Raw genomic sequence first — 23,611 nt, forward strand, 5'->3', positions numbered from 1 at the left:
CCACATGACGTACAGCGGAGCGGTGAAGGTCGGCGGACCCGCGGACGTGCACGAGCTGCGGGACCTGATGATCTCGAAGGTCGCGGTCGGGCCGATGGACAACAACGCCTACGTGCTGCGCTGCCGGGCCACCGACGAGCAGCTCCTGATCGACGCGGCGAACGACGCGCACACGCTGCTGACCCTCATCGGCGGTGACGGCATCAAGGCAGTCGTCACCACCCACCAGCACGGCGACCACTGGCAGGCACTGGAGGAGGTCGTCGCGGCGACCGGCGCGCGCACGTACGCGGGCCGCGAGGACGCCGAGGGCATCCCGACGCCGACGGACGTCCTGGTGGACGACGGCGACACCATCGCCTTCGGCCGGATCTCGCTCACCGCCCGCCACCTCGTGGGCCACACGCCGGGCTCGATCGCCCTCGTGTACGACGACCCGCACGGCCACCCGCACGTCTTCACCGGCGACTGCCTCTTCCCCGGAGGCGTGGGCAACACCTGGAAGGACCCGGAGAGGTTCACGAGCCTCATCGAGGACGTCGAGACGAAGATCTTCGGCACGCTGCCGGACGAGACCTGGGTCTACCCGGGCCACGGCAAGGACACCACGCTCGGCGCGGAGCGCCCGCACGTGCAGGAGTGGCGCGCACGCGGCTGGTGACGCCAGTACTGGTGGCGTGGGCTAGCCCCGCGCCACCAGCGCCGCCACCCGCTCCACCCCGAACACGTACCCCTGCACACCGCACCCCGCGATGACGCCGTCCGCGCGCTGCGAGACGTACGAGTGATGCCGGAACGCCTCGCGCTGGTGGATGTTGGAGATGTGGACCTCCACGACGGGCATGCCGTCGCAGGTGTTGAGCGCGTCCAGAATCGCGACCGAGGTGTGCGAGTACGCGGCGGGGTTGATGACGATCCCCACATGATGTTCGCGCGCCTCATGGATCCAGTCCACCAGCTCGCCCTCGTGGTTGGACTGCCGCAGATCGACCGTCCCGCCGTGCGCCGCGGCCGCCTTGGCACACATCGCCTCGACATCGGCGAGCGTGTCGGTGCCGTAGATCTCCGGCTGGCGCTTGCCCAGGAGGTTCAGATTGGGCCCGTTGAGAATCATGACCGGGGCGGTGGCGAGGGTATGGGGCACAGGGACCTCCGTGCGTCGGACTGCTGCTCACAGACGGTCTATCACGGTGCGGGCGCGGCGAGCCGACAGGGACGAGCGGCAGCTCACGGTCACGTACTGACACACGCGCGCGGGGCACGCCGACACTCCTCGTAGGGCACGCCGACGCGCCCTCGGACTCCCGCGCGCCCCCGTAACCGCCTGTCACACCGGGTAGTTGACGCACCGTGCGCAACAGTGACTCTCCGTCAAAATCCCAGACCACGCCCCCCTCACCTTCCCCTCCCGCTCCTCCTTCGTTGCCGCGGCTCGCCGCCGCCTCGCTCGCCGGGACGGCCATCGAGTTCTACGACTTCTTCGTGTACGGCACGGCGGCGGCGCTCGTGCTCGGGCCGTTGTTCTTTCCGACTTTCTCGCCGCTGGCGGGAACTCTCGCGGCGTTCGCGACATTCGGAGTGGGCTTTGTGGCCCGGCCGCTCGGTTCCGTGCTCTTCGGGCACCTCGGTGACCGGCGCGGCCGACGGCCCGTCCTGGTGATCTCGCTGCTGTTGACGGGCGTGGCCACCGTCGCTGTCGGCTGCGTACCGACGTACGAATCGATCGGCGCCGCCGCGCCCGTGCTGCTGCTGGTACTGCGCTTCGTGCAGGGCGTGGGGCTCGGCGGGGAGTGGGGCGGGGCGGTGCTGCTCACGGCCGAGCACGCGCCGCCGGAGCGGCGTGCGCTGTGGGCGAGCTTCCCGCAGGTCGGGCCCGCGATCGGGTTTCTGCTGGCCAACGGCGTGATGCTGGTGCTCTCGGCGACGCTCACGGACGCGCAGTTCGCGTCCTGGGGATGGCGGATTCCGTTCTGGGGGGCGGGGCTGCTCGCGGTGGCCGGGCTCGCGTTGCGCGCGTCGCTCGCGGAGAGCCCGGACTTCCTGGAGGTGCGCGAGCACGCGCGCGTGCCGCTCGTCGAGGTGGCCCGCCACCACTGGCGCCTGGTGCTCCTCACGGCGGGCGCGCTCGCGGTCGGATACGCGGTGTTCTACGCCGTCACGACCTGGTCGCTCTCGTACGGCGTGGAGCGGCTCGGTGTGAGCCGCACGGTGATGCTGGCGTGCATCATGGGGGCCGTCGTCGTCAAGGGCGCGCTGACGCCGGTGGCGGCGCTCCTGGGCGACCGGTACGGGCGGCGGCCGATGTGTCTGGTGGGGTGCTCGGCGGTCGCCCTGTGGATGTTCCCGATGGTCGCCCTCCTGGCGACGGGCGAGCCGTTCCTGATGTTCCTGGGCTTCCTGGTGGCGCTGCTCGCGTTCGTCGTCATGTTCTCCGTGGTCGCCGCCTATCTGCCGGAGCTGTACGAGCCACGCGTGCGCTGCACGGGCGCTGCGGTGGGCTACAACCTCGCCGGGGTCCTGGGCGGCGCGCTCACCCCGCTGGTGGCGACGGCGGCGGCGCACGGGGAGGGCACTCCGTGGGGTGTGGCGGCGTATCTGACGGCGGTGGCGGTGCTGAGCCTCGGCTGCTTCGCGCTGCTGCCGGAGACGCTGCCCGCGCGCGAGGAGGCGGTGGTGCCGGCGACGGGGTGACCTCGGGGCCGGCACCTTCCGCTCCCGCGCGTCAGGGGTTGATCGCGAGCTCCAGGTACGCCGCGAACAGCACCAGGTGCACGCCGCCCTGCAGGGGCGTGGCGCGCCCGGGCACGACTGTGAGCGTGCCGACGAGGACCGTCAGGACGAGCAGCACCATGTGGGTCGAGCTGAGGCCGAGCACGAGCGGCCCGGACAGCCACACGGAGGCGATGGCGACGGCGGGGATGGTCAGGCCGATGCTGGCCATCGCCGACCCGAGGGCCAGGTTCAGGCTCGTCTGGACGCGGTCGCGGCGGGCCGCGCGCACGGCCGCGATGGTCTCCGGGAGCAGCACGAGCAACGCGATGATCACGCCGACGACGGCGTGCGGCAGGCCCGCGGACTCGACGCCCGACTCGATGGTGGGCGACACGCCCTTGGCGAGCCCGACGACGCCGACCAGCGCGAGCGCCAGCAGGCCGAGGCTGATCAGGGCGGTGCGGGCGGAGGGGCCTTCGGCGTGGTCGTCGCCGTCGACGACGTCCCCCTCCTTGGTGACCGGCAGGAAGTAGTCACGGTGCCGGACGGTCTGGGTCGCCACGAACAGGCCGTACAGGACGAGTGAGGCGAGCGCCGCGAAGGTGAGCTGCGACGTGGAGAACTCCGGGCCCGGCTTGGACGTCGTGAACGTCGGCAGGACCAGGCTGAGCGTGGCCAGGGTGGCGACGGTCGCGAGCGCGGCGCCGGTGCCCTCGGAGTTGAAGACGGCGACGCGGTGGCGCAGGGCGCCGGTCAGCAGGCAGAGGCCGAGTATGCCGTTGCAGGTGATCATCACGGCGGCGAAGACGGTGTCGCGCGCCAGGGTGGAACTCTTGTCGCCGCCGTCGGCCATGAGGGTGACGATCAGGGCCACCTCGATGATCGTGACCGCGACGGCCAGAACGAGTGAGCCGAAGGGTTCGCCGACGCGGTGCGCGATGACTTCGGCGTGGTGGACGGCGGCGAGCACGGCGCCCGCGAGTACGGCCGTCACCAGGGCGACGACCACGCCTGACAGGTCTCGCCCCCAGGTGAGGGCGAGGAGTACGACTCCGAGCACGGGCACGGCGGCCGTCCACCGCGCGGTGACTGCCCGGAGCCTGGGGATCATGTCTTCGATGCTGCCCCGCGCGCGGGAGGGCCGCGACTTCATGTGTGCCTTTCTACGCGGAAGCGGTGCACGGTCGAGGACCGTGCACCGCTCCGGATGGTTCACGCAGCTTCACGTCGTGGGCCGCTGGGCCCACCGCGCCGCTCCGTAGAGTGCCGTTACGCCTTGATGCTGTCCTTGTCGTCCTTGCTGTCCTTCTGGATGTCGCCCTCGCCGGCCTCGGCCGCCTCGAGCTGCGCCTGCTTCTTGTTGGCCATCAGGCTGGTGATCGTCGTGACGATCAGGACACCGCAGATGACGCCGAGCGAGACCGGGATGGAGATCTCGGGGACGTGCACGCCGTTCTCGTGCAGGGCGTGCAGGACCAGCTTCACGCCGATGAAGCCGAGGATCACCGACAGGCCGTAGCTCAGGTGGACCAGCTTCTTGAGCAGTCCACCGATGAGGAAGTACAGCTGTCGCAGACCCATCAGGGCGAAGGCGTTGGCGGTGAAGACGATGTACGGGTCCTGGGTGAGGCCGAAGATCGCGGGGATGGAGTCCATCGCGAACAGGACGTCGGTGGTGCCGATGGCGAGCATGACGACCATGAGAGGCGTCATGACCTTCTTGCCGTTCTTCCGGATGAACAGCTTCGTGCCCTCGTACCGGTCCGAGACGCCGAACTTCTTCTCGATGGACTTCAGGAGGCGGTTCTCCTCCCAGTCCTCTTCCTCGTCACCGGCGCGCGCCTCCTGGACGAGCTTCCAGGCGGTGTAGATCAGGAAGGCACCGAAGATGTAGAAGACCCAGGAGAAGTTGGCGATGACCGCGGCACCGGCGGCGATGAAGATCGCTCGCAGGACGAGCGCGATCAGCACACCGAAGAGCAGCACGCGCTGCTGGAGGTGCGAAGGTACCGAGAACTTCGCCATGATCAGGATGAAGACGAAGAGGTTGTCGACGCTCAGCGACTTCTCGGTGATGAAGCCCGCGAAGAACTCGCCGGACGCCTGGCTCTCGCCCGCGATGAGCAGGCCTATTCCGAACAGCACGGCGAGCACGATCCAGACGATCGTCCACGTACCGGCTTCCTTGATGGACACGTCGTGCGGCTTGCGCCCGATGAAGAAGTCCACCGCGATCAGGGCACACAGACCAAGAACGGTCGCGGCCCACAAGGTCATTGAAACGTCCACTGCGCCTCCGGCGTCGTACGGCTACTGATCAGCGTCGTCGCTGCCGGAGGTCTCTTCCACCCGGGCGTCTTCTCCGCGCCCCGGGCCGACGCCCCGGGACCGATGGCGGTCCGTATTGACGGGCACGTCGCGTACGGGAGTACTCCCCTCCGCACTGAGAAGAGTACGCGAAAGACCAAGGTTAGGTAAAGGGAGCGGCAAGCAGGGACCAAACCACCTGGTCAGGCGGGTAGATGCGTTCTTGACAGTCACTAGGTCGACATGGCGCCAGGGCGCGCGGCTCAGCGGCTCCCGGTGCGGCGGGCCTCTCCCACGCGGTCCAGGACGTGCGTGAGGACCTGGCTGCCGGGCGGGACCATCGGCGGTTCGTACGTCCACGCGTGGCCGACCCAGGGGTCCGCGAGGTGGTCGTCGGGCACCGGCGTCACCCGCAGCAGCGCGCGCCACAGCGGGTCGAGCAGCGGGCCGTACTCCGAGGCGTCCTCGCGGTCGGCGACCATCATCAGGTGGACGCCGACGGCCGGGCCCTCGTCGGCGAGATAGCGGAGCTGGGTCACGGCGCGGTCGTCGAAGCCGTGCGGGAAGTCGTTGACGACCAGGAGCTGCTCGCCGGTGTCCAGGTCCTGCGGCAGCGCGTCGGCGACGCCGCTGCGGACCGCCATCTGCACCAGGTCCACGCGCTGGGTGAGCCGGGTGAGCGCGGCGGTGACCCCCGCGGCGCCGGTGGCGGGCGGCCCGGCGAGGACCCCGGCGCGCACGAGCGGCGCGAACGCGCTCGCGCCGGTGCCCGCGGCGTCGATGACGTGCACGGTGAACTCACCGGGCGGATACGAGGCGAGCAGCCGCGCGGCGTGCGCGACGGCGCTGTCCAGGCCGAGGCGGCGCAGCTGGTCGGCGTCGGCGAGCGAGTCCGCGCCGGAGCGGCCGCTGTCGATCCACAGGCCGCGCTCCAGGGGCAGCCGGACGAGCATGGGGATGCGCAGGTCGGGACTCTCGGGCAGGTGGAGGTTGCCGAGGCGCAGCGCCATCGGGATCTCCATGGGCGCGCGGTAGCCCTGCCAGACGGGGCTCGACCAGTCGGCGAAGGCCGGGGGCAGCGCGGGCTCGACGACCTCCGCCTCCGCGGCGAGCTGGGCCAGGTCGCGGTCGAGGGCGGCGCGGGCCTGGTCGACGAGGTCGCCGTGGCGGGCGCGGGCGGCCGCGCGCGCGGCGTCGCCGGTGTTGCCGATGCGGCTGCGCGGGTCGGAGAGGACCTTGTCGAGCTCCTGGTCCATGCGGGACTCGGCGAAGTCCACGGCGCTGCGGTACGCCGCGGCCGTGCGGGCCAGGTCCTCGAACATGCCCCACACCTGGTTGTAAAGGCGCTCCTCCAGGGACCAGCCGGTGGCGTCGCCCGCGACGGGCTGAGCGGGCTGTCCGGGCGCGGCCGGGGCCGCCGTGGGCGGGGGCGGCGGGGGCGCGCTGGTCTGGCGGCGCGGGTGGGTGTAGTTGACGGAGCCGTCGCCGGGCTGCTGGGGTGTGCCGCCCTCGCCGGGCTGCGGTGTGGGGGCGATGGCCTTGCCGGCGGGGTCGGCCGCCGGCTCGGGCGGTACCGGCTGCTGGCCCGGGGCCGTGTGGCCCTGCGCGGCGGCGCGCACCCGGGCCTCGTCCGCGGGGCGGGGCGGCGGCGCGGCCACGGAACGGGCGAGGCCGCGCGCCACCGCGTCGTTGATGGTGCTCGCCAGCTCCTGGGCCTGGGGCAGGCCCTGGTCGGCGAGCATGTCGGCGAGGCCGCCCGCGTAGCCCTGGCCGACGGCGCGGACCTTCCACGCGTCCTGCCTGCGGTACAACTCCAGGGCCACGACGGCGGATTCGGCGGAGAGGTCCGTGATGGTGTAGCTGGCGATCTCGGTGCCGTCGAGGCCGGTGACGGCGACGAAGGGCGCGGCGACGGAGCCGAAGGCGACCGGGCCCGCGGCGCCGACGGGCAGCGCGAGCAGCACGTTGACGTGGTGCGCGCCGTCCGGCAGCGCGCCCAGGTCGACGGCGAGGCGGTGGTCGGCCGCCGCCTGCCGGGACACTTCGAGTCCGGGCAGCGTGGGCGCGCCGGGATGGGCGACCCAGGCCGTGCCGCGCACCGTGCGCCGGTCGTCGCAGAGCGTGGCGCCGGCGACGATCGGCTTGCCGGCCGACACCCGGATCTCAAGGCGGGTGCCGGGCAGTGGATGGTTCTGCCCCCTGACCAGCTCGGCCGTCATCGCGTTCGTTCCCCCTTGGTGTCGGCCCCCTCACCGGGCCTGCGTACGGAGCGCCGTGCTGAACGGCCGGTCGGCGGTGCTTCAGAGGTGCGGCAGGATCGCCGGCATCAGGTCCTGGAAGGTGCGGCCGTTGGCGGGGTTGCCGAGGGCCGTCATCTGCCAGCCGGCGCCCGCGCGGTGGACCTTGGCCATGATCTGGGCGGTGTACTGGCCGCCGCCGTCGAGGGTGAAGCGGGCCAGCTCCTGGCCGTTGGTCTCGTCGACCAGGCGGCAGAAGGCGTTCTGCACCTCCTGGAAGGTCTGGCCGGTGAAGGAGTTCACCGTGAAGACGATCTGGTCGATGTGGACCGGGACGCGCTGCAGGTCGACGAGGATGGCCTCGTCGTCGCCGCCCTGGCCGACGCCGCCGACGAGGTTGTCGCCGGTGTGCCGCACCGAGCCGTCGTCGCTGACGAGGTGGCGGAAGAACACCACGTCGACGGGCTGCTTGTCGGCGAACAGGACGGCCGAGGCGTCCAGGTCGACCTCGCGCGTGCGCGTACCGAACAGGCCGCGCCGGGGGGCGGCCTGCCAGCCGAGACCCATGCGCACCGACGTCAGAGCGCCCCCGTCGTTCTTCTGCAGGCTGATGGCCTGGCCCTTGGTCATGTTGACCGTCACGCGCTGTCCCCTTCTCGAACTGCCCTGGGCAACCGCTCCTTTGCGGCGGCTGCCCATCACCCTATGCAGCGCTGTCCACCGCGACGCACCCTGCCGGGCACTTTGTGTCGGTGTTGCAACACACTGCTACGCCTGGCCGGCCTCCTTCATCTGCCGCAGTTCCTTCTTCATCTCCGACACCTCGTCGCGCAGCCGTGCGGCGATCTCGAACTGCAGGTCCGCGGCGGCGGCGCGCATCCGCGCGGTCATCTCCTCGATCTGCTCGGCCAGTTCGGCGGCCGGGCGGTCCGTGGGCACCGTCCGCTCGGCCTTGCCCTTGGCCGACTTGGACGCCTTGGCGGGTGCGGCGGCGGCGCCGCCGAGGGAGGGCACGGGTGCCTTGGCGGCCTTGCCGTCCTTCGACTTGCGGTAGTTGCTGCCGAGGAGCTGTTCCGTGTCGACCTCTTCGCGCGCGATGGCCGACACGATGTCGTTGATCTTCTTGCGGAGGGGCTGCGGGTCGATGCCCCTTTCCTTGTTGTACGCGATCTGCTTCTCCCGGCGGCGGTTGGTCTCGTCGATGGCCTTCTCCATCGCCGGGGTGATCTTGTCGGCGTACATGTGGACCTGGCCGGAGACGTTGCGCGCGGCGCGGCCGATGGTCTGGATCAGGGAGGTGCCGGAGCGCAGGAAGCCCTCCTTGTCGGCGTCGAGGATCGCCACCAGGGAGACCTCGGGGAGGTCCAGGCCCTCCCTGAGGAGGTTGATGCCGACCAGTACGTCGTACTCCCCCGCGCGGAGCTCGCGAAGGAGCTCTACGCGGCGCAGGGTGTCGACGTCGCTGTGCAGATAGCGGACCTGGATGCCCAGTTCCAGGAAGTAGTCCGTGAGGTCCTCGGCCATCTTCTTGGTGAGGGTGGTGACAAGGACGCGCTCGTCCTTCTCGGTGCGCTTGCGGATCTCGTGCACCAGGTCGTCGATCTGGCCCTCGGTGGGCTTGACGACGACCTCGGGGTCGACGAGGCCGGTGGGGCGGATGATCTGCTCCACATGGCCGTCGGAGCGGGAGAGTTCATACGCGCCCGGGGTCGCCGACAGATAGACGGTCTGGTCGATGCGCTTCTGGAACTCCTCCCACTTCAGCGGGCGGTTGTCGAGCGCGGACGGCAGCCGGAAGCCGTGGTCCACGAGGGTGCGCTTGCGGGAGGCGTCTCCCTCGTACATCGCGCCGATCTGCGGGACCGTGACGTGCGACTCGTCGAGGACGAGCAGGAAGTCGTCCGGGAAGTAGTCGAGGAGGGTGTGCGGCGGGGTGCCGGGGCCGCGGCCGTCGAAGTGCATCGAGTAGTTCTCGACGCCGGAGCAGGAGCCGATCTGGCGGAGCATCTCCAGGTCGTACGTCGTGCGCATGCGCAGGCGCTGGGCCTCCAGCATCTTGCCCTGCTTCTCCAGCTCCGCGAGGCGCTCGCCGAGCTCCTTCTCGATGCCGTTGACCGCCTTCTCCATGCGCTCGGGACCCGCCACGTAGTGGGACGCCGGGAAGACGTACAGATGGTCGTCGTCGCTGATGACCTCGCCGGTGAGCGGGTGCAGGGTGGAGAGGGCCTCGATCTCGTCGCCGAACATCTCGATGCGGACGGCCAGTTCCTCGTAGACCGGGAAGATCTCGATGGTGTCGCCGCGGACCCGGAAGGTGCCCCGGGTGAAGGCGAGGTCGTTGCGCGTGTACTGGATGTCGACGAAGCGGCGCAGGAGCTGGTCGCGGTCGATCTCGTCGCCGATCTTGAGCGGGACCATGCGGTCCACGTACTCCTGCGGGGTGCCGAGGCCGTAGATGCAGGAGACGGAGGCGACCACGATCACGTCGCGGCGGGTCAGCAGCGAGTTCGTCGCGGAGTGGCGCAGGCGCTCGACCTCCTCGTTGATCGAGGAGTCCTTTTCGATGTACGTGTCCGACTGGGGGACGTACGCCTCGGGCTGGTAGTAGTCGTAGTACGAGACGAAGTACTCCACCGCGTTGTTCGGCAGGAGTTCGCGGAACTCGTTGGCGAGCTGGGCGGCCAGCGTCTTGTTCGGCGCCATGACGAGGGTGGGGCGCTGGAGCTTCTCGATCATCCACGCGGTGGTGGCCGACTTGCCGGTGCCGGTCGCGCCGAGCAGCACGACATCCTTCTCACCTGCGCGGATGCGCTTCTCCAGGTCGGCGATGGCCGTCGGCTGGTCGCCACTGGGCTGGTACGGGCTGACGACCTCGAAAGGTGCCACCGTGCGTTCGATCTTCGATACGGGCCGCATGGAACCAACCGTACGACCCCCCACTGACAACGCCGTCCCGCTCGCCCGTTCCCGCCGGCCCTCTCACCACTTCTGCGGCGCCCGCGCCCCCGGTCTGCGGCGGCTCCGGCGGCCCGGACGCGGCGGGACCCGGCGGGGCACGCGCGCGATCTGGCGGTCCCCGGAGCGGGGCACGGAGTACGGGGAGCTGCGCGGGTGGGCGGCCGCGGCCTTCAGGTCGGCCTTGCCCATCATCATCAGCGGATCGAACATCACGATGATGCCCGAGAGCAGCAGGAAGGCGAGCGGGCCGATCATGAGGGGGGCGAGGATCTCGGCGGAGGAGTCACCGGGCGGGGCGGTGGAGGGGCCGTGCAGATGGACGCTGAGGGCGGCCATGCCGGTGTAGTGCATGCCGCTGACGGCGAGGCCCATGACGAGGCTGGCGCCGAGGCTCCACAGGAAGCCCCTGACCTGTCCGGCGGCCCACAGGGCGGCGATGGCGGCGACGACGGCGATCACCACGGAGGCGGCGACAGTGAGGGTGTTGTAACGAAGGGTGCCGCCGAGGCGCATGCCGGCCATCCCCAAGTAGTGCATCGACGCGATGCCGAGGCCGGTGACGGTGCCCCCGGTGAACAGCGCCGCCCCCTTGGCGCCGCGGTAGCCCACGATGAAGATGCCCATGCCGACCATGACGATGGCGACGGCCAGACTCGCGAAGGTCGTCGCCCGGTCGTAGCGGATCGGGGTCCCCTCGACCGTGAAGCCCATCATCGCGATGAAGTGCATGGTCCAGATGCCGGAGCCGATGGCGGCCGAGCCGAGGGCGAGCCAACCGGGCCGCCAGGAGTGCGCGACGAGCAGTGAGCGCGTGGTGCAGCGCAGGCCGAGTGCTCCGCCCAGACAGGCCATCAGATAGGCGACCACCGGAGTGACGAACCCGTAACTGAAGCCGTCGACCGTGCCCTCCATGAGCGCTAGCCCTTCCGCCTGTCGTACTCGGATGTCCCGGAACGCCCCGTCTGCCGCTGGCCGACGGCCGGGTGACGGGCCGTGGGCTGAGCCGAGAGTAGGGCTCAGCCCTGAACTCACGACCGATTTTCCGGCAAACAAACACCGCATCCGCGCGCGGGGTCCCAACTTGGGTGGTTGGCGTTCAACGTGTGGTCATCCTGTACCTGTCTGTAGTTGGCCGTGGACTGTCATTCTCAGGCGACCGTGAGCTCATGACGCGAGGAGAACCCGTGTACGCACGCGCCGCCGCTGCCACGACCGCCGCTCTTCTGGGGGCGGGAGCACTCGCCCTCCCCTCCACCGCCGCCGAGCAGACCCCGGCCGACGCCTTCGCCGCACACAAGTCCGCCACTCCGCTCGCGCACAAGGACCCCACGGTCGTGGCGCACCGCGGGGCCTCCGCCTACACCCCCGAGAACACGTTCGCCGCGATCGACAAGGCCGCCCACATGGGCTTCCGCTGGGTCGAGAACGACGTGCAGCGCACCAAGGACGGCGTGCTCGTCATCGTCCACGACGACAACCTGAAGCGGACGACGAACGTCGAGCGCGTCTTCCCCGGCCGCTCCCCGTGGAAGGTGAAGGACTTCACCGCCGCGGAGATCGCCAAGCTGGACGCCGGCAGCTGGTTCGGGTCGAGGTACAAGGGCGCGCGGGTGCCGACGCTCACGCAGTACATGAACCGCGTCTCGCGCAACCACCAGAGCCTGATCCTGGAGATCAAGAAGCCGGAGCTGTACCCCGGGATCGAGAAGGACACCCTGAGCGTGCTGCGCAAGACGGGCTGGCTCGACCGCGATCACGTCAAGAACAAGCTGGTCGTACAGAGCTTCAGCGCGGACAGCGTCAAGAAGGTGCACGCCCTGCGGTCCGACATCAAGACGGGCTTCCTGGGCACGCCCGCCGCCGCGGACCTGCCGAAGTACGCGAAGTTCGCGGACCAGATCAACTCGACGCACACGACCATCTCCAAGGGCTACGTCTCCGCGATCCACCGGCTCAAGGGCGCGCACGGCAAGCGCCTGGAGATCTTCACGTGGACCGTGGACGAGACCGCCGCCGCGCGGCGGGCCGCGGGCTTCGGCGTGAACGGGATCATCACCAACAAGCCGGATGTCGTGCGCAAGGCGCTCAGGGACTGAGCCGGGGCACGCGCTCCGGGACTGAGCCGGGGCGGCGGTCACGCGCCGCCTGCCCGCGCCGTGGGACGCCCGCCGTCCCACGGCGTTGTCAGTGCCCGGTCGTACCGTTGTCTTCATGAACGCCATGGGGCACAACGAGCAGGAGCGGGACGGGCGGCAGGAGCAGGCCGCGCGGTCCGGCGCCGTGTGGGCCGTCGTCACCAGTGACATCGGCCCGCTGCTGCTGGCCGCGACGGACACCGGCCTGGTCACGGTCGTCTTCCACGCCACGGACGACGTGCGCGACAAGGCCCTGGAGCGCCTCGCGTCCCGCCTGGGCGCCGAGCCGGTCGAGGATCCCGCGTCGCCGCTGCTCGCCGAGCCGATATGCCAGTTCACGGCGTACTTCGCCGGTGAGCGGCGCGACTTCGACCTGCCGCTGGACTGGTCGCTGATCTCCGGCTTCAACCGCCAGGTGCTCCGCGAGCTGGCCACGGGCGTGCCGTTCGGAACGGTGGTGGGCTACGGAGACCTGGCCCACCGCGTCGGCCAGCCCGGCGCGGCCCAGGCGGTCGGCATGGCGATGGGCGCCAACCCGCTGCCCGTCGTGGTGCCTTGCCACCGGGTGGTGGAGCGCGACGGCGGCATCGGCGGCTTCGGCGGCGGCCTGGAGACCAAGCGGCAGCTGCTCGCCCTGGAGGGGGTGCTGCCCGAGCCGCTGTTCTGAGGGCTCGGGGCAGGTGCTCCGCGGGTTCGGGGCAGGTGCTCCGCGGGTTCGGGGCAGGTGCTTCACGGTGTCGGCGCGGTGGTCGCGCGGACGCCGTCGAGTCGATGTCACGCCATGTCGGCCCGACGCCATGTCCTGGCACACTGCGCGCGTGAACATACCCTCCTCGCCCCAGCCCGCGGCCGCGTCGGCCCTCGCAAACCCCGCGCCCGCCCGGCGCCCCCGCGGACCGCGATGTCCCCGATGAGCGCGACCGAGTCGGCGGTCGGCGTGCCCGTCACGGCCGAGGAACTGCCCGCGCTGCGGCGCCGTATCACCGCGATACTCGTCGCGAGCCAGATACTCGGCGGGCTCGGCGTGGCCACCGGCATCGCGCTGGCCGCCGTCCTGGCGAAGGAGGTCAGCGGCACGGAGTCGCTGTCCGGGCTCGCGCCCACCGCGACCGTCGCCGGGACGGCGCTGCTCTCGGTGCCGCTGGCGGCGCTGATGACGTCGCGCGGCCGGCGCCCCGGCCTCGTACTGGCCTATCTGATCGGCGCGTTGGGCGCGGCCGTCGTGGTCGTGGCGGCGGCCATCGGGAACTTCCCGCTGCTGCTTGTGGGCATGGCCGGGTTCGGCGCGGCGTCGTCGGCGAACCTGCAGGCGCGGTTCGCGGCGGCCGACCTGGCCGAGCCGGGAGCCAGGGCGCGCGCCATCTCCAACGTCGTGTGGGCCACGACGATCGGCGCGGTCCTCGGCCCCAACATCGCGGCGCCCGCGGGCCGCAGCGTCGCGGGGCTCGGGATCCCGGAGGCGTCGGGGCCCTTCGTGTGGGCGGCGGGGGTCTTCGTGATCTCGGCGATCGTCGTGGCGGTGCTGCTGCGCCCCGACCCGCTGCTCACCGCCCGCGCCCTGGAGCCTGCCAGTGAGCAGACCGCAGCGAGCCGCTCCCTGCGGGCCGGATTCGCCGCGGTGGCGGCCTCGGGGCGGGCGCGGCTCGCACTGGTGACGGTCGCCATCGCGCACACCGCCATGGTGTCGATCATGTCGATGACACCGGTCGACCTCGGCCACCACGGGGCGAGCATCGACCTGATCGGCCTGGTCATCAGCGGCCACATCGCGGGCATGTACGCGTTCTCGCCGGTGATGGGGTGGCTGTCGGACCGGCTCGGGCGGCTCGCCGTCATCGCCCTGTCCGTGGGCCTGCTCGGCTTCGCGGCGCTGCTCGCGGGCACGGCCGGGGCCAACCACGGGCAGACCGCGGCGGGCCTGTTCGTGCTCGGCCTCGGCTGGTCCGCGGCGCTCGTGGCGGGGTCCGCGCTGCTCACGGACGCCGTGCCGCAGGCCGCGCGCGCCGCCGCCCAGGGCCTCTCGGACCTCACCATGAACACGGCGGCGGGCGTCGGCGGCGCGGTGGCGGGCCTGGTGGTCGCGCAGGCGAGCTACGCCTGGCTCAACCTGATCGCGGCGCTCCTGCTGCTGCCGCTGGCCGCGCTCGCCCTGTTCAGCCGCCGAGCGTGAGGGGCGTCGGCCCGCCGCGCGTGAGGAGCGTCAGCGGCCCCGCTTGATGGGCGTCAGCCGCCGAGCGTGATGTGGTACGCCTTGCGCAGCGTCTCGTGCACGGTCCACGTCGTCCGGTCGCCCTCGCGCAGGACGGCCGCGTCGCCGGGGCCGATCTCCAGGACGTCGCCTCCCTCCACCGCGACGGTGGCGCGGCCGCTGACGACCACGAAGAGCTCGTTGGCCTCGGTGTCGGTCACCACGCCCGGGGTGATCTGCCAGATGCCGCGCAGCTGCTTGCCGTCGGCGGACTCCCACAGGACCTTGCCGGTGACGACGGGCTCTCCGGAGACGATCTGCTCCGGGTCGAGCGGCTCCTCCTCCAGTTCGACATCCGGAATGTGCACGGCAAAAGAGGGGGCGTTCTGATCATTCGTGGTCATGGCCGGTCACCTTAATGGGTTTGCCGCAGGGCGCCGCCCGCCAGGGATGAAGGAAGACCCGACTGGCAGGAGGCAGACCGTGTTGGTGGTGTCCGACGAGGTACAGGCGGCTCTCACGCGGCGACGGCCGGTCGTGGCCCTGGAGTCCACGATCATCGCGCACGGCCTGCCACGCCCGCGCAACCTGCGGGTGGCACTCGAACTCGAAGAGGCCGTACGCGACGAGGGCGCCGTGCCCGCGACCGTCGCCGTCCTGGACGGGCGCCCCCATGTCGGCCTCGACAAGGAGCAGTTGGAGCGGGTCGCCGGCGAGGACGGCATCCGCAAGCTGGGCCACCGGGACCTGCCGCTCGCCGTCGCGGCGGGCGCGAGCGGGGCGACGACGGTGTCGGCGACGGCGCTGCTCGCCGCCCGCGCGGGCCTGCGCGTGTTCGCCACGGGCGGGCTCGGCGGGGTGCACCGCGAGTGGACGCTCACCCAGGACGAGTCGGCCGACCTGGGGCTGCTCGCCCGCACCCGGATCACGGTGGTGTGCGCGGGCGTGAAGTCGATCCTGGACGTGGCGGCGACACTGCAGCGCCTGGAGACCCTCGGCGTGGCGGTGGCCGGCTACGGGACGGCGCGCTTCCCCGGCTTCTACCTCTCCGACTCCGGACACGACGTGGACTGGACGCTGCGCACGCCCGACGAGGTCGCCGCGGTCATGCGCGCCCAGGACGCGCTCGCCGCACCGGACTCGGCGCTCGTCGTGGCCAACCCGGTGCCCGAGGCCGACCAGCTCGAACCCGCCCTCCACGCGCGCGTGCTCGACGAGGCCCTGCGGGAGTGCTCCGCGCGCGGAGTGACCGGCCAGGCGGTGACGCCCTTCCTCCTCGACCACCTGATGCGGCACACCGAAGGGGCGTCCCTGGAGGCCAACCTCGCCGCGGTGCGCGGGAACGTACGGCTCGCGGCGCGGATCGCGACGGCGTGGACGCGGCCGTGACCGCTCCCCAGGACGCCACCGGCGCCCTGCTGGTCGTAGGCGACGTCGTCACCGACATCGTCGCCCGGCACCGTACGCCCCTCGCGCCCGGCACCGACACGGCCGCGGCCATCCGCACCGTGCCCGGCGGCGCGGGCGCCAACGTCGCGTGCTGGGCCGCCCACTGGGGCCGCGCGGACGTACGTTTCCTGGGGCGGGCGGGTGCCGACGCGGCGGCGTGGCACGAAGAGTTGCTGCTGCGTGCTTCGGTACGTCCCCACATCGCCGTCGACCCCGACGCCCCCACGGGCACGGTGATCAGCCTGGTCGACGCGGCCGGGGCGGCGGCCGAGCGGACGTTCCTCACGGACAGCGGGGCGTCCCTGCGCCTCTGCCCCGCCGACTGGGAGCCGTCGCTGCTCGACGGCGTGGCCTGGCTCCATCTGTCCGGCTACTTGTTCTTCGCCGGGCCGAGCCGGGCGGCGGCGCGGGCGGCTCTCGCGTCGGCACGCGCGCGTGGGGTGACGGTGAGCGTGGACCCGGCGTCGGCGGGGTTCCTCGTGCGGCACGGTGTGGACCGTTTCCTGGCGGACGCGGCGGGCGTCGACGTGCTGCTGCCGAGCCGCGACGAGGCGGAGCTGCTCACGGGGCTGTCCGGGCCCGGGGACGCGGCGGCCGAGCTGAGCCACCGGTTCCCGGAGGTGGTGGTCAAGCTCGGCGGGGAGGGCGCGCTGGCCGCGCGGGACGGGCGGGTGCGGGTCCGCGTGCCGGCCGTGCGGGCCGACGCGCGGGACTCCACGGGGGCGGGCGACGCCTTCACCGGGGCGTTCGTCGCGTCGCGGATGGCGGGGGCGGGGCTGCGGGAGGCGGTGGCCGAGGGGTGCCGGGCCGGGGCGCTCGCGGTGTCCCGGGTGGGGGCCCGGCCTGCGCTGCGGGCCCCGCTCCGCGGGAAGACCTGAAGATCCTGGCCAGGACTGGCCAGTCCTGACGAGTCCTGACGAGTGCTTGCCGGGAAGGCCTGAGGGTCCTGACCGATGAGGCCCCAGGAGCCTGCGGTCAGGGCTTGCGGGCCCAGGCCGAGACCAGTGGGGCCGTGGCCGGGTCGACGGCGCGCGCGGCGACGTGGGCGAGGTGCCGCTCGATGTCGTCGTGCGCGGCCAGGCCCGCAGCGACCAGGTCCGCTCGGGCCTGCTCGACGGTGGCGGTCTCCAGGGCCGCGCAGGCCGGGGATGCGAGCGGGAAGTACGCGTCGGCCTCGACCTGGCGCAGGCCCGCCGCGCGCAGCAGCCGGGGCAGCACTCGGCCGTACGCGAGGTCGGCGCCGCGTTCGGCGAGCAGGGTGTGCACCCCCTTCCTCAGCCGGTTCGCCAGCTCCTGCTCGGGGCCGTACTCGTCGGGGCAGGCCAGCGGCTGGAGCGCCGGGTCGGCCTCCTCCACCAGGAGCCGGCCGCCGGGGCGCAGCGCCTTGATCATGGAGTGCAGGGCCCGCTCGGGGTCCGGCGCGTGGGTGAGCACGAGGCGGGCGTGCACGAGGTCGAACGCCTCGGCGGGCGGCGCGTCGGCCGCCACGTCGTGGGTACGCACCTGGACGGGCGGGCGCGCGGCCGGCATCAGCGGTGCCGTGTCGGTGGCGGTGGCGAGCACGCGCCCCGTGGGTCCGACCCGCTTGGCCAGCCAGGACACCACGGACGTGCTGCCCGCGCCGACCTCCCAGCAGCGCCAGCCGGGCCCGATGCCGAGCCGTTCCATGTGCCGGAAGGTGGTGGGGTCGAAGAGGGCGGCAAAGGCGGTGAAGCGGGGTGCCGCCGCCTCGCCGGGCCGGCTGTCGAGGAGATAACCGTCGGTTCGCGTCATGTGGCGATCATTACAGTTCCGGAGCGGAGTCTTCCGTTCCCACAGGCTTCGTCGTGGTGTCGGACCGGACTGGCAGACTTGCCCATCAAGTCCAGCGCGAGGAGCTGCACATGTCGATGTCGGGCAACCTGCGGAAGGTCGGAAACCTCCGCAAGGTCGGAAATCTGCGGAGTGTCCGCGGACTGCGGAAGGTGGCGGCGCTGACCCGTCGCGGCCCCCGCGTCGACCTGAGCCACCCCGCCCGCTCGCCGCTGGGCTCGTCGGTCGTGAAGTGCGTGACGTATCGCAAGGGCGTCCGCCAGACACCGAGCCGCGACGGGGATCTGGTCGAGGCGGTCGAGCAGGTCCGCAAGAGCGACGACGGATTCGTGTGGCTGGGCCTCCATGAGCCCACGGAGCGGGAGTTCGCGGGCATCGCCGACCTCTTCGGCCTGCACCCCCTGGCGGTCGAGGACGCGGTCCACGCCCACCAGCGGCCGAAGGTCGAGCGCTATGACCAGACGCTGTTCGCCGTGTTCAAAACGGTCTGCTACGTCGAGCACGCCGAGCTGACGGCGACCAGTGAGGTGGTGGACACCGGCGAGATCATGGTCTTCGTCGGCAAGGAGTTCGTGATCACCGTGCGGCACGGCAGGCACGGCTCGCTCGGACCGCTGCGCGAGGAGCTCGAAGGGACGCCCGAGCAGCTGGCGCAGGGGCCTGCGGCGGTCCTGCACGCCATCGCGGACCAGGTCGTGGACGACTATCTCGGCGTGGCGGACGCCGTGCAGGCCGACATCGACCAGGTCGAGGCGGAGGTGTTCGCCCCCGAGGGCGCGCGCGGGACCGACCCCGGCCGGATCTATCAGCTCAAGCGTGAGCTCCTGGAGCTGAAGCGCGCCGTGGTGCCGCTCGGCCGCCCGCTCCAGATACTGGCCGCGAAGCCGATGCGCCTGGTCGCCCCCGAGATACAGGCGTATTTCCGCGACGTGGACGACCACCTCAAGCGGGTCACCGAACAGATAGCGGCCTTCGACGAACTGCTGAACTCGATCCTCCAGGCGCATCTCGCCCAGGTGACGGTCGCGCAGAACGAGGACATGCGGAAGATCACGGCCTGGGCCGCGATCGTCGCCGTGCCCACGATGGTCTGCGGGATGTACGGCATGAACTTCGACCACATGCCCGAGCTGCGCTGGCAGTACGGGTACGGGATGGTGATGGGTCTGATAGCCACGGCGTGCTTCACGCTGTACCGCGGCTTCCGGCGCAACGGCTGGCTGTGAGACAGGGCTCGGTGTCGCCCCGCCCGGGGGGACGACGCGGCGCCACCCGGCCGGGACGGGTGCGGCGGGGTCAGGACTTCGCGTAGACGCTCTCGACCCAGCCGGCGAGCTGCTCCTCGGTGAGGTGCGCGGCGAGGTCGGCCTCGCTGATCATGCCGACCAGGCGCTTGTTCTCGATCACGGGCAGCCTGCGGATCTGGTGGCCCTGCATCTCGGTCAGCACCGTGTCGACGCCCGCGTCCGACTCGACCCAGCGCGGCGTGCCCTGGGCCATCTCGCTCGCGGTGATCTTGGCCGGGTCGTGTCCCATGGCCACGCAGCGAACGACGATGTCGCGGTCGGTGAGGATGCCGCAGAGCCGTCCGTTCTCGTCGCTGATCGGCAGGGCGCCGACGTCGAGTTGGCGCATGACCTGGGCGGCGCGGTCCAGGGTCTCGTGAGCGGGGATCCACTGGGCACCGCGGTGCATGATGTCTCCGGCGGTGGTCATGGGTACCTCCCGGTGCCGGTCGGCCGGCGCGGCGCGGGGGCGCCGCCGGTCCCGGCAGGTCCCGGCGTCCTCATTCTCGTCGCAGCGCGGGTGGGGCGCACCCGCAGGCGGCGGGGGTCGGAGCGGGGTGCGCGGCGCGGCGAGCCGACCCCGTGCCGGGGCGCGTCAGCCGGTCCACGCCGGGTGGCGGGGGTCGTCGGTCCGGATCACGACGTCGGCCGCGGAGGTGGGGTCGGTCTCCGTCGCGTACCGCTCGAAGGCGGGCAGGGTCCACTGCTCCTCCGCCGGTGTGCGCCGTCGCAGGGCGCCGGGTGAGAGGTGCAGGTGGACCGTCAGGTCGAAGGGGAACCAGTGGCCGAGGAGGAGGGGGCCGTGGAGCAACAGCAGGGCGCCGGGCGGGAGTTGGACGTAGGGGGTGCGGGTGGCGCGGTCGGCACGGGGGTCCCACAGGTCGGGCAGGACCCGGCCGGTGCCGTCCGCCTCCAGCGGGCCGAAGACCTCGCGCCACAGGGCGCCGGTGTCGAACCAGCCGCTGTAGTACGCCTCGACGTCCTCGTGTCCGTACTCGAGGCGCAGCGAGGCGGGCCGCAGGAAGCCCTCGGTGCCGACGACCAGCGAGGGCCGCCCGCGCACGCGCAGCGCCTCGCCGACCCGCCGGGCCAGTTCGCCGGGCCGGGCGGCGGGCGCCCCGTCGAAGGCGACGCGCGGCCAGGGGGCGCCGTCCTTCGGCTCCAGGCCGAGGAGCCGGTCCGCGAGGGTGTCGGTGAGCCGGTCCCAGGTGATCGCTTCGAGTCGCACGGGCCCATGATGCCGCGCGGGGTTCCGGGCCCGGCGGCCGCGTACGGGGCGTGGCCGGGCGGGAAGGAATGCAGGGTGCGGCCGGGCGGGAAGGGAACTGACATGGCAGTTCCTCTCGTGCGCACCGGCCCCGTCGTCATCCAGCCGTTGAAGCGCAGGCGTTGCGCGGAGTGCCGGGGCGGGCCGTTGACGCTGCTCGTCCTGGAGGGCGGGCAGCCGCGCTGTCTGGACTGCGCCGATCTCGGGCACCTCGTCCATCTCCCGCGCGGGGACACGGCGTTGACGCGGCGGGCGCGGGAGGGCAGCGCGCTGTCGGCGGTGGTCGTACGGTTCAACCGCCGCAAGGGCCGCTACGAACGGCAGGGCGTCCTGGTCGAGGAGGCCGCCCTCGCCCGGGCCGAGGAGCGGTGCCTCGCCGACGCGGACGCGCGGGCCCGGCGCCGCGCACGGGACGCCGTGCGGCGGGCCGAGCACGATGTCCGGTTCGTGGCGGCCTTCGCGGCGGAGATACGCCGGCTCTTCCCCGGCTGCCCGCCGGACCGGGCCCGGGACATCGCCGCGCACGCGGGCGCCCGAGGCAGCGGCCGCGTGGGCCGCAGCGCGGCGGGCCGCGCCCTGACACCCACGGCGGTGACGGCAGCGGTGATCGCCGCGGTACGGCACACGGACACGGAGTACGACGGACTGCTGATGCGCGGGGTGCCGCGGGGGGAGGCGCGGCGGGCCATCGCGGGGGCGGTGGCGGAGCGGTTGCGGGAGTGGGAGGGGGCTGGGCCGGGGCATACGTGAGCTGCCTGAGACGCCCACGTATGCCCCTGCGGGGTCCGCGTATGGCGTGGAAGGCGGTGTGGTCATTGACTTGTCTCAGACAGTTCGCGCCAGGCAGGATCCGGTCAGTTCGCGTCATGCGGGATCCGGTGCGGCGTGCCGACCCGATCGAGGCCGGAACCACTCAGGGAGTTGCCATGATTGACGGACCCTACTTCGTGCTCACCGTGATGGGCGCGGTCGGCTGCGGCCTCGTCGCGGGGGTGTTCATCGGCTTCTCCACCTTCGTGATGAAGGGCCTCGCCGCGCTGCCGCCCGCCCAGGGCATCGCGGCGATGCAGGCGATCAACGTCGCGGCGGTAAAACCGGCGTTCATGGCCGTGTTCCTGGGTGCGACGGGCCTCAGCGCGGTACTCGCGGTGGTCACGTTCGTGGTGTGGCCGGACGAGGGCACGGTGGAGCTGCTGCTCGGCTGCGCGCTGTATCTCTTCGGCTGCTTCGGCGTGACGATCGCCGCGAACGTGCCGCGCAACGACGCGCTGGCGAAGGTCGACCCGGCGTCCGAGCGCGGCGCCGAGTACTGGCGTACGTACGTGAGCGAGTGGACGATGTGGAACCACATCCGCACCGGCGCCGCCATCGCCGCGACGGTGTCCCTCATCCTCGGCCTGACCTGAGACCGCAGGTCAGCGGCAGGCCGCCGAACCCCGCAGGCCACTCCCGAGCCTCCGCGTGCCGCCCCCACCACCCCGACGTACCGTGGCTGAAAGACGCGCCCTGCGCGCAGGGAGACTCGCGTAGGGAGACTAGGGAGACGGCCATGGCCGACCCCAAGGGGTTCCTGCGGCACCCGCGCCGGGAGTGGCCGCGGCGGCCGGTGGGTGAGCGGGTCAAGGACTGGGACGAGGTGTACGTCCCCGGGGCCCTGCTGCCCCTGATCGAGCCACAGGCCGAGCGGTGCATGGACTGCGGGGTTCCGTTCTGCCACGAGGCCTGCCCGCTGGGGAATCTGATCCCCGAGTGGAACGACCTGGTCTCCCGCGCCGACTGGCGCGCCGCCGCCGAGCGGCTGCACGCGACGAACAACTTCCCCGAGTTCACGGGGCGGTTGTGCCCGGCGCCGTGCGAGGCGGGCTGCGTGCTCGCCATCAACCAGCCCGCGGTGACCATCAAGAACGTCGAGGTCGCCATCGCCGACCGCATCTGGGAGGACGGCCTCGCGCCGCCGCGAGCGCCGCAACGCCTGACCGGGCGGTCGGTGGGCGTCGTCGGCTCGGGCCCCGCGGGCCTCGCGGCGGCGCAGCAGCTGACGCGGGCCGGGCACACGGTCGTCGTGTACGAGCGCGACGACCGCGCGGGCGGACTGCTGCGCTACGGGATCCCCGCGTTCAAGATGGAGAAGCGGCACCTGGAGCGGCGGCTCGCGCAGATGCGGGCGGAGGGCACGAAGTTCCGTACGTCGACGGCGGTCGGCAGGGACATCGGCGGAGCGGCGCTGCGGGCCCGCCACGACGCGCTCGTGCTGGCGGTCGGGGCGACGGCGTGGCGGGAACTTCCGGTTCCGGGGCGGGAGTTGGACGGGGTGCGGCAGGCGATGGAGTATCTGCCGCCGGCCAACCGGGTGTGCGAGGGCGACCTCGACGTCTCCCCGCTGTCGGCCGCGGGCAAGCACGTGGTGATCGTGGGCGGCGGCGACACCGGCGCGGACTGCCTGGGCACGGCGGTGCGGGAGGGCGCCGCGTCGGTCACGCAGGTCGACATCCGCACCCTGCCGCCCGCCGAGCGCGACGAGGACGCCGACCCCTGGCCCGCCTACCCCACCGTGTACCGCGTGTCCCCCGCCCACGAGGAGGCCGGTGAGCTGGGCTTCGCGCAGGAGTCGGACACCGACGCACGCCTGTTCGCGGCGTCGACGCTGCGGTTCGCCGGGGACGCGGCGGGCCGGGTGCGGGCCGTCCACGTGGGCGCCGTGGACGCGCGGCGCCGCCCGGTGCCGGGCGCGGAGCGGGTGCTGCGGGCCGACCTGGTGCTGCTGGCGCTGGGGTTCCAGGGGCCGGAGGTGACGGCGGGCGGCGCGGTCGCGGAGCTGGGCGTGTCGGTGGCGCCGGACGGGACGGTCGCCCGGGACGCGGGGTACGCGACGGACGTACCAGGGGTGTACGTCGCTGGGGACGCGGGCCGGGGCCAGTCCCTGGTGGTCTGGGCGATCGCGGAGGGCCGCGCGGCCGCGGCGGCCGTGGACCGCCACCTCATGGGCACGACATCGCTCCCCGCACCGGTCACGGCGAAGGACCGACCGCTCAAACCGTGAGCGCGCACCCCCGAGCGCGAGCGCAATCCCGAGGGTGAGCGCGATCCCGGGCGTGAGCGCAATCCCGAGGGCGGGCGCAACCCGAGCCCGAGCGCAACCACCAGGAACCGGCCAATCTCACGGCGCGGCCACGCCCGCCAAGAACCCGCCATTCGGCGTCCGCCGGGCCTGAGTAACCCTCCAGAACACCCGGACACCCGCCAGACCCGGCGGTCCCAGC

At 72.3% G+C, this 23,611-nt stretch carries 22 protein-coding genes; 11 read left to right on the forward strand and 11 right to left on the reverse strand.

Going from position 1 to position 23,611, the window contains the following annotated elements:
- The first annotated feature begins 4 nt into the window (after nt 1-4).
- Nucleotides 5-661 carry an MBL fold metallo-hydrolase gene (locus tag IEY91_RS24575; protein WP_189175717.1) on the forward strand — a complete coding sequence of 219 codons (657 nt, stop codon included), beginning with the start codon at nt 5-7 and terminating at the stop codon, nt 659-661.
- A gap of 21 nt (nt 662-682) precedes the next feature.
- Here the strand turns inward: IEY91_RS24575 and aroQ are convergent, their stop codons facing one another.
- Entirely contained in the window at nt 683-1,144 is a 462-nt protein-coding gene (aroQ, locus tag IEY91_RS24580; RefSeq protein ID WP_164325954.1) for a type II 3-dehydroquinate dehydratase, read from the reverse strand.
- Between the two features lie 278 nt (nt 1,145-1,422).
- Between aroQ and IEY91_RS24585 the strand changes: the two genes are divergently transcribed.
- On the forward strand, nt 1,423-2,691 hold the full coding sequence (locus IEY91_RS24585) for an MFS transporter (protein WP_189175718.1): 1,269 nt from the start codon (nt 1,423-1,425) through the stop codon (nt 2,689-2,691).
- A gap of 31 nt (nt 2,692-2,722) precedes the next feature.
- On the opposite strand, the gene IEY91_RS24590 is transcribed toward IEY91_RS24585, so the two are convergent.
- The 6 genes from IEY91_RS24590 to IEY91_RS24615 form a co-directional block, all read right to left on the reverse strand.
- Nucleotides 2,723-3,823: a calcium:cation antiporter gene (locus IEY91_RS24590; protein WP_164325952.1), complete on the reverse strand. Its 1,101-nt coding sequence runs from the start codon at nt 3,821-3,823 to the stop codon at nt 2,723-2,725.
- 158 nt (nt 3,824-3,981) lie between these two features.
- Nucleotides 3,982-5,001 (reverse strand): TerC family protein, encoded by a 1,020-nt coding sequence (locus IEY91_RS24595; protein WP_189175719.1) that lies wholly within the window; start codon nt 4,999-5,001, stop codon nt 3,982-3,984.
- A gap of 281 nt (nt 5,002-5,282) precedes the next feature.
- Nucleotides 5,283-7,238, reverse strand: a complete 1,956-nt coding sequence (locus IEY91_RS24600; protein WP_189175720.1) for a TerD family protein — start codon at nt 7,236-7,238, stop codon at nt 5,283-5,285.
- Nucleotides 7,239-7,319: 81 nt separating this feature from the next.
- A complete protein-coding gene (locus IEY91_RS24605; RefSeq protein ID WP_164325949.1) occupies nt 7,320-7,898 on the reverse strand; it encodes a TerD family protein in 579 nt (192 codons plus the stop codon).
- 126 nt (nt 7,899-8,024) lie between these two features.
- Nucleotides 8,025-10,172, reverse strand: coding sequence for an excinuclease ABC subunit UvrB (uvrB, locus tag IEY91_RS24610; protein WP_189175721.1), 2,148 nt, complete (start codon nt 10,170-10,172; stop codon nt 8,025-8,027).
- A gap of 63 nt (nt 10,173-10,235) precedes the next feature.
- Nucleotides 10,236-11,126: an MHYT domain-containing protein gene (locus IEY91_RS24615; RefSeq protein ID WP_189175722.1), complete on the reverse strand. Its 891-nt coding sequence runs from the start codon at nt 11,124-11,126 to the stop codon at nt 10,236-10,238.
- A gap of 272 nt (nt 11,127-11,398) precedes the next feature.
- Here IEY91_RS24615 and IEY91_RS24620 point away from each other — a divergent pair, with 272 nt between their 5' ends.
- From IEY91_RS24620 to IEY91_RS24630, 3 genes are all read left to right on the forward strand, one after another.
- Complete coding sequence (locus IEY91_RS24620; RefSeq protein ID WP_189175829.1) at nt 11,399-12,310, forward strand: glycerophosphodiester phosphodiesterase; 912 nt, start codon at nt 11,399-11,401, stop codon at nt 12,308-12,310.
- 115 nt (nt 12,311-12,425) lie between these two features.
- Entirely contained in the window at nt 12,426-13,016 is a 591-nt protein-coding gene (locus tag IEY91_RS24625) for a methylated-DNA--[protein]-cysteine S-methyltransferase (RefSeq protein WP_373288004.1), read from the forward strand.
- A 243-nt stretch (nt 13,017-13,259) separates the two neighbouring features.
- A complete protein-coding gene (locus IEY91_RS24630) occupies nt 13,260-14,519 on the forward strand; it encodes an MFS transporter (RefSeq protein WP_189175723.1) in 1,260 nt (419 codons plus the stop codon).
- A gap of 53 nt (nt 14,520-14,572) precedes the next feature.
- Here the strand turns inward: IEY91_RS24630 and IEY91_RS24635 are convergent, their stop codons facing one another.
- Nucleotides 14,573-14,941 (reverse strand): cupin domain-containing protein, encoded by a 369-nt coding sequence (locus tag IEY91_RS24635; RefSeq protein WP_189175724.1) that lies wholly within the window; start codon nt 14,939-14,941, stop codon nt 14,573-14,575.
- 46 nt (nt 14,942-14,987) lie between these two features.
- Here IEY91_RS24635 and IEY91_RS24640 point away from each other — a divergent pair, with 46 nt between their 5' ends.
- Nucleotides 14,988-15,926, forward strand: a complete 939-nt coding sequence (locus IEY91_RS24640; protein WP_164325944.1) for a pseudouridine-5'-phosphate glycosidase — start codon at nt 14,988-14,990, stop codon at nt 15,924-15,926.
- Nucleotides 15,923-16,864: a carbohydrate kinase family protein gene (locus IEY91_RS24645; RefSeq protein WP_229697210.1), complete on the forward strand. Its 942-nt coding sequence runs from the start codon at nt 15,923-15,925 to the stop codon at nt 16,862-16,864. The genes IEY91_RS24640 and IEY91_RS24645 overlap by 4 nt, the downstream gene beginning before the upstream one ends.
- A 97-nt stretch (nt 16,865-16,961) precedes the next feature.
- On the opposite strand, the gene IEY91_RS24650 is transcribed toward IEY91_RS24645, so the two are convergent.
- Nucleotides 16,962-17,759 carry a methyltransferase domain-containing protein gene (locus IEY91_RS24650; protein ID WP_189175726.1) on the reverse strand — a complete coding sequence of 266 codons (798 nt, stop codon included), beginning with the start codon at nt 17,757-17,759 and terminating at the stop codon, nt 16,962-16,964.
- 110 nt (nt 17,760-17,869) lie between these two features.
- On the opposite strand from IEY91_RS24650, the gene IEY91_RS24655 reads away from it, so the two are divergent.
- A complete protein-coding gene (locus tag IEY91_RS24655; protein ID WP_164325941.1) occupies nt 17,870-19,024 on the forward strand; it encodes a magnesium and cobalt transport protein CorA in 1,155 nt (384 codons plus the stop codon).
- A 70-nt stretch (nt 19,025-19,094) separates the two neighbouring features.
- Here IEY91_RS24655 and IEY91_RS24660 read toward each other — a convergent pair whose 3' ends face one another.
- Both IEY91_RS24660 and IEY91_RS24665 read right to left on the reverse strand, forming a co-directional pair.
- Entirely contained in the window at nt 19,095-19,514 is a 420-nt protein-coding gene (locus IEY91_RS24660; RefSeq protein WP_164325940.1) for a CBS domain-containing protein, read from the reverse strand.
- 165 nt (nt 19,515-19,679) lie between these two features.
- The gene (locus tag IEY91_RS24665) at nt 19,680-20,312 is read right to left on the reverse strand and encodes a nucleoside/nucleotide kinase family protein (protein ID WP_164325939.1); all 633 of its coding nucleotides are present in this window, start codon (nt 20,310-20,312) and stop codon (nt 19,680-19,682) included.
- Between the two features lie 102 nt (nt 20,313-20,414).
- Here IEY91_RS24665 and IEY91_RS24670 point away from each other — a divergent pair, with 102 nt between their 5' ends.
- The 3 genes from IEY91_RS24670 (at nt 20,415) to IEY91_RS24680 (ending at nt 23,391) form a co-directional block, all read left to right on the forward strand.
- Complete coding sequence (locus IEY91_RS24670) at nt 20,415-21,101, forward strand: DUF2293 domain-containing protein (protein WP_189175727.1); 687 nt, start codon at nt 20,415-20,417, stop codon at nt 21,099-21,101.
- Nucleotides 21,102-21,277: 176 nt separating this feature from the next.
- Entirely contained in the window at nt 21,278-21,757 is a 480-nt protein-coding gene (locus tag IEY91_RS24675; protein WP_189175728.1) for an anthrone oxygenase family protein, read from the forward strand.
- Between the two features lie 143 nt (nt 21,758-21,900).
- Nucleotides 21,901-23,391 (forward strand): glutamate synthase subunit beta, encoded by a 1,491-nt coding sequence (locus IEY91_RS24680; protein ID WP_189175729.1) that lies wholly within the window; start codon nt 21,901-21,903, stop codon nt 23,389-23,391.
- Nucleotides 23,392-23,611 lie beyond the last annotated feature (220 nt).

This window comes from Streptomyces lasiicapitis (genome assembly GCF_014646335.1).
Taxonomy (GTDB): domain Bacteria; phylum Actinomycetota; class Actinomycetes; order Streptomycetales; family Streptomycetaceae; genus Streptomyces; species Streptomyces lasiicapitis.

Excerpts from the sequence above, each read along its gene's own strand:
- IEY91_RS24575 (WP_189175717.1), top strand. The coding sequence starts at position 5 with ATGACGTACAGCGGAGCGGTGAAGGTCGGCGGACCCGCGGACGTGCAC.
- IEY91_RS24590 (WP_164325952.1), bottom strand. The coding sequence starts at position 3,823 with ATGATCCCCAGGCTCCGGGCAGTCACCGCGCGGTGGACGGCCGCCGTG.
- IEY91_RS24600 (WP_189175720.1), bottom strand. The coding sequence starts at position 7,238 with ATGACGGCCGAGCTGGTCAGGGGGCAGAACCATCCACTGCCCGGCACC.
- uvrB (WP_189175721.1), bottom strand. The coding sequence starts at position 10,172 with ATGCGGCCCGTATCGAAGATCGAACGCACGGTGGCACCTTTCGAGGTC.
- IEY91_RS24615 (WP_189175722.1), bottom strand. The coding sequence starts at position 11,126 with ATGGAGGGCACGGTCGACGGCTTCAGTTACGGGTTCGTCACTCCGGTG.
- IEY91_RS24625 (WP_373288004.1), top strand. The coding sequence starts at position 12,426 with ATGAACGCCATGGGGCACAACGAGCAGGAGCGGGACGGGCGGCAGGAG.
- IEY91_RS24630 (WP_189175723.1), top strand. The coding sequence starts at position 13,260 with ATGAGCGCGACCGAGTCGGCGGTCGGCGTGCCCGTCACGGCCGAGGAA.
- IEY91_RS24635 (WP_189175724.1), bottom strand. The coding sequence starts at position 14,941 with ATGACCACGAATGATCAGAACGCCCCCTCTTTTGCCGTGCACATTCCG.
- IEY91_RS24640 (WP_164325944.1), top strand. The coding sequence starts at position 14,988 with ATGAAGGAAGACCCGACTGGCAGGAGGCAGACCGTGTTGGTGGTGTCC.
- IEY91_RS24650 (WP_189175726.1), bottom strand. The coding sequence starts at position 17,759 with ATGACGCGAACCGACGGTTATCTCCTCGACAGCCGGCCCGGCGAGGCG.
- IEY91_RS24655 (WP_164325941.1), top strand. The coding sequence starts at position 17,870 with ATGTCGATGTCGGGCAACCTGCGGAAGGTCGGAAACCTCCGCAAGGTC.
- IEY91_RS24660 (WP_164325940.1), bottom strand. The coding sequence starts at position 19,514 with ATGACCACCGCCGGAGACATCATGCACCGCGGTGCCCAGTGGATCCCC.
- IEY91_RS24670 (WP_189175727.1), top strand. The coding sequence starts at position 20,415 with ATGGCAGTTCCTCTCGTGCGCACCGGCCCCGTCGTCATCCAGCCGTTG.
- IEY91_RS24675 (WP_189175728.1), top strand. The coding sequence starts at position 21,278 with ATGATTGACGGACCCTACTTCGTGCTCACCGTGATGGGCGCGGTCGGC.
- IEY91_RS24680 (WP_189175729.1), top strand. The coding sequence starts at position 21,901 with ATGGCCGACCCCAAGGGGTTCCTGCGGCACCCGCGCCGGGAGTGGCCG.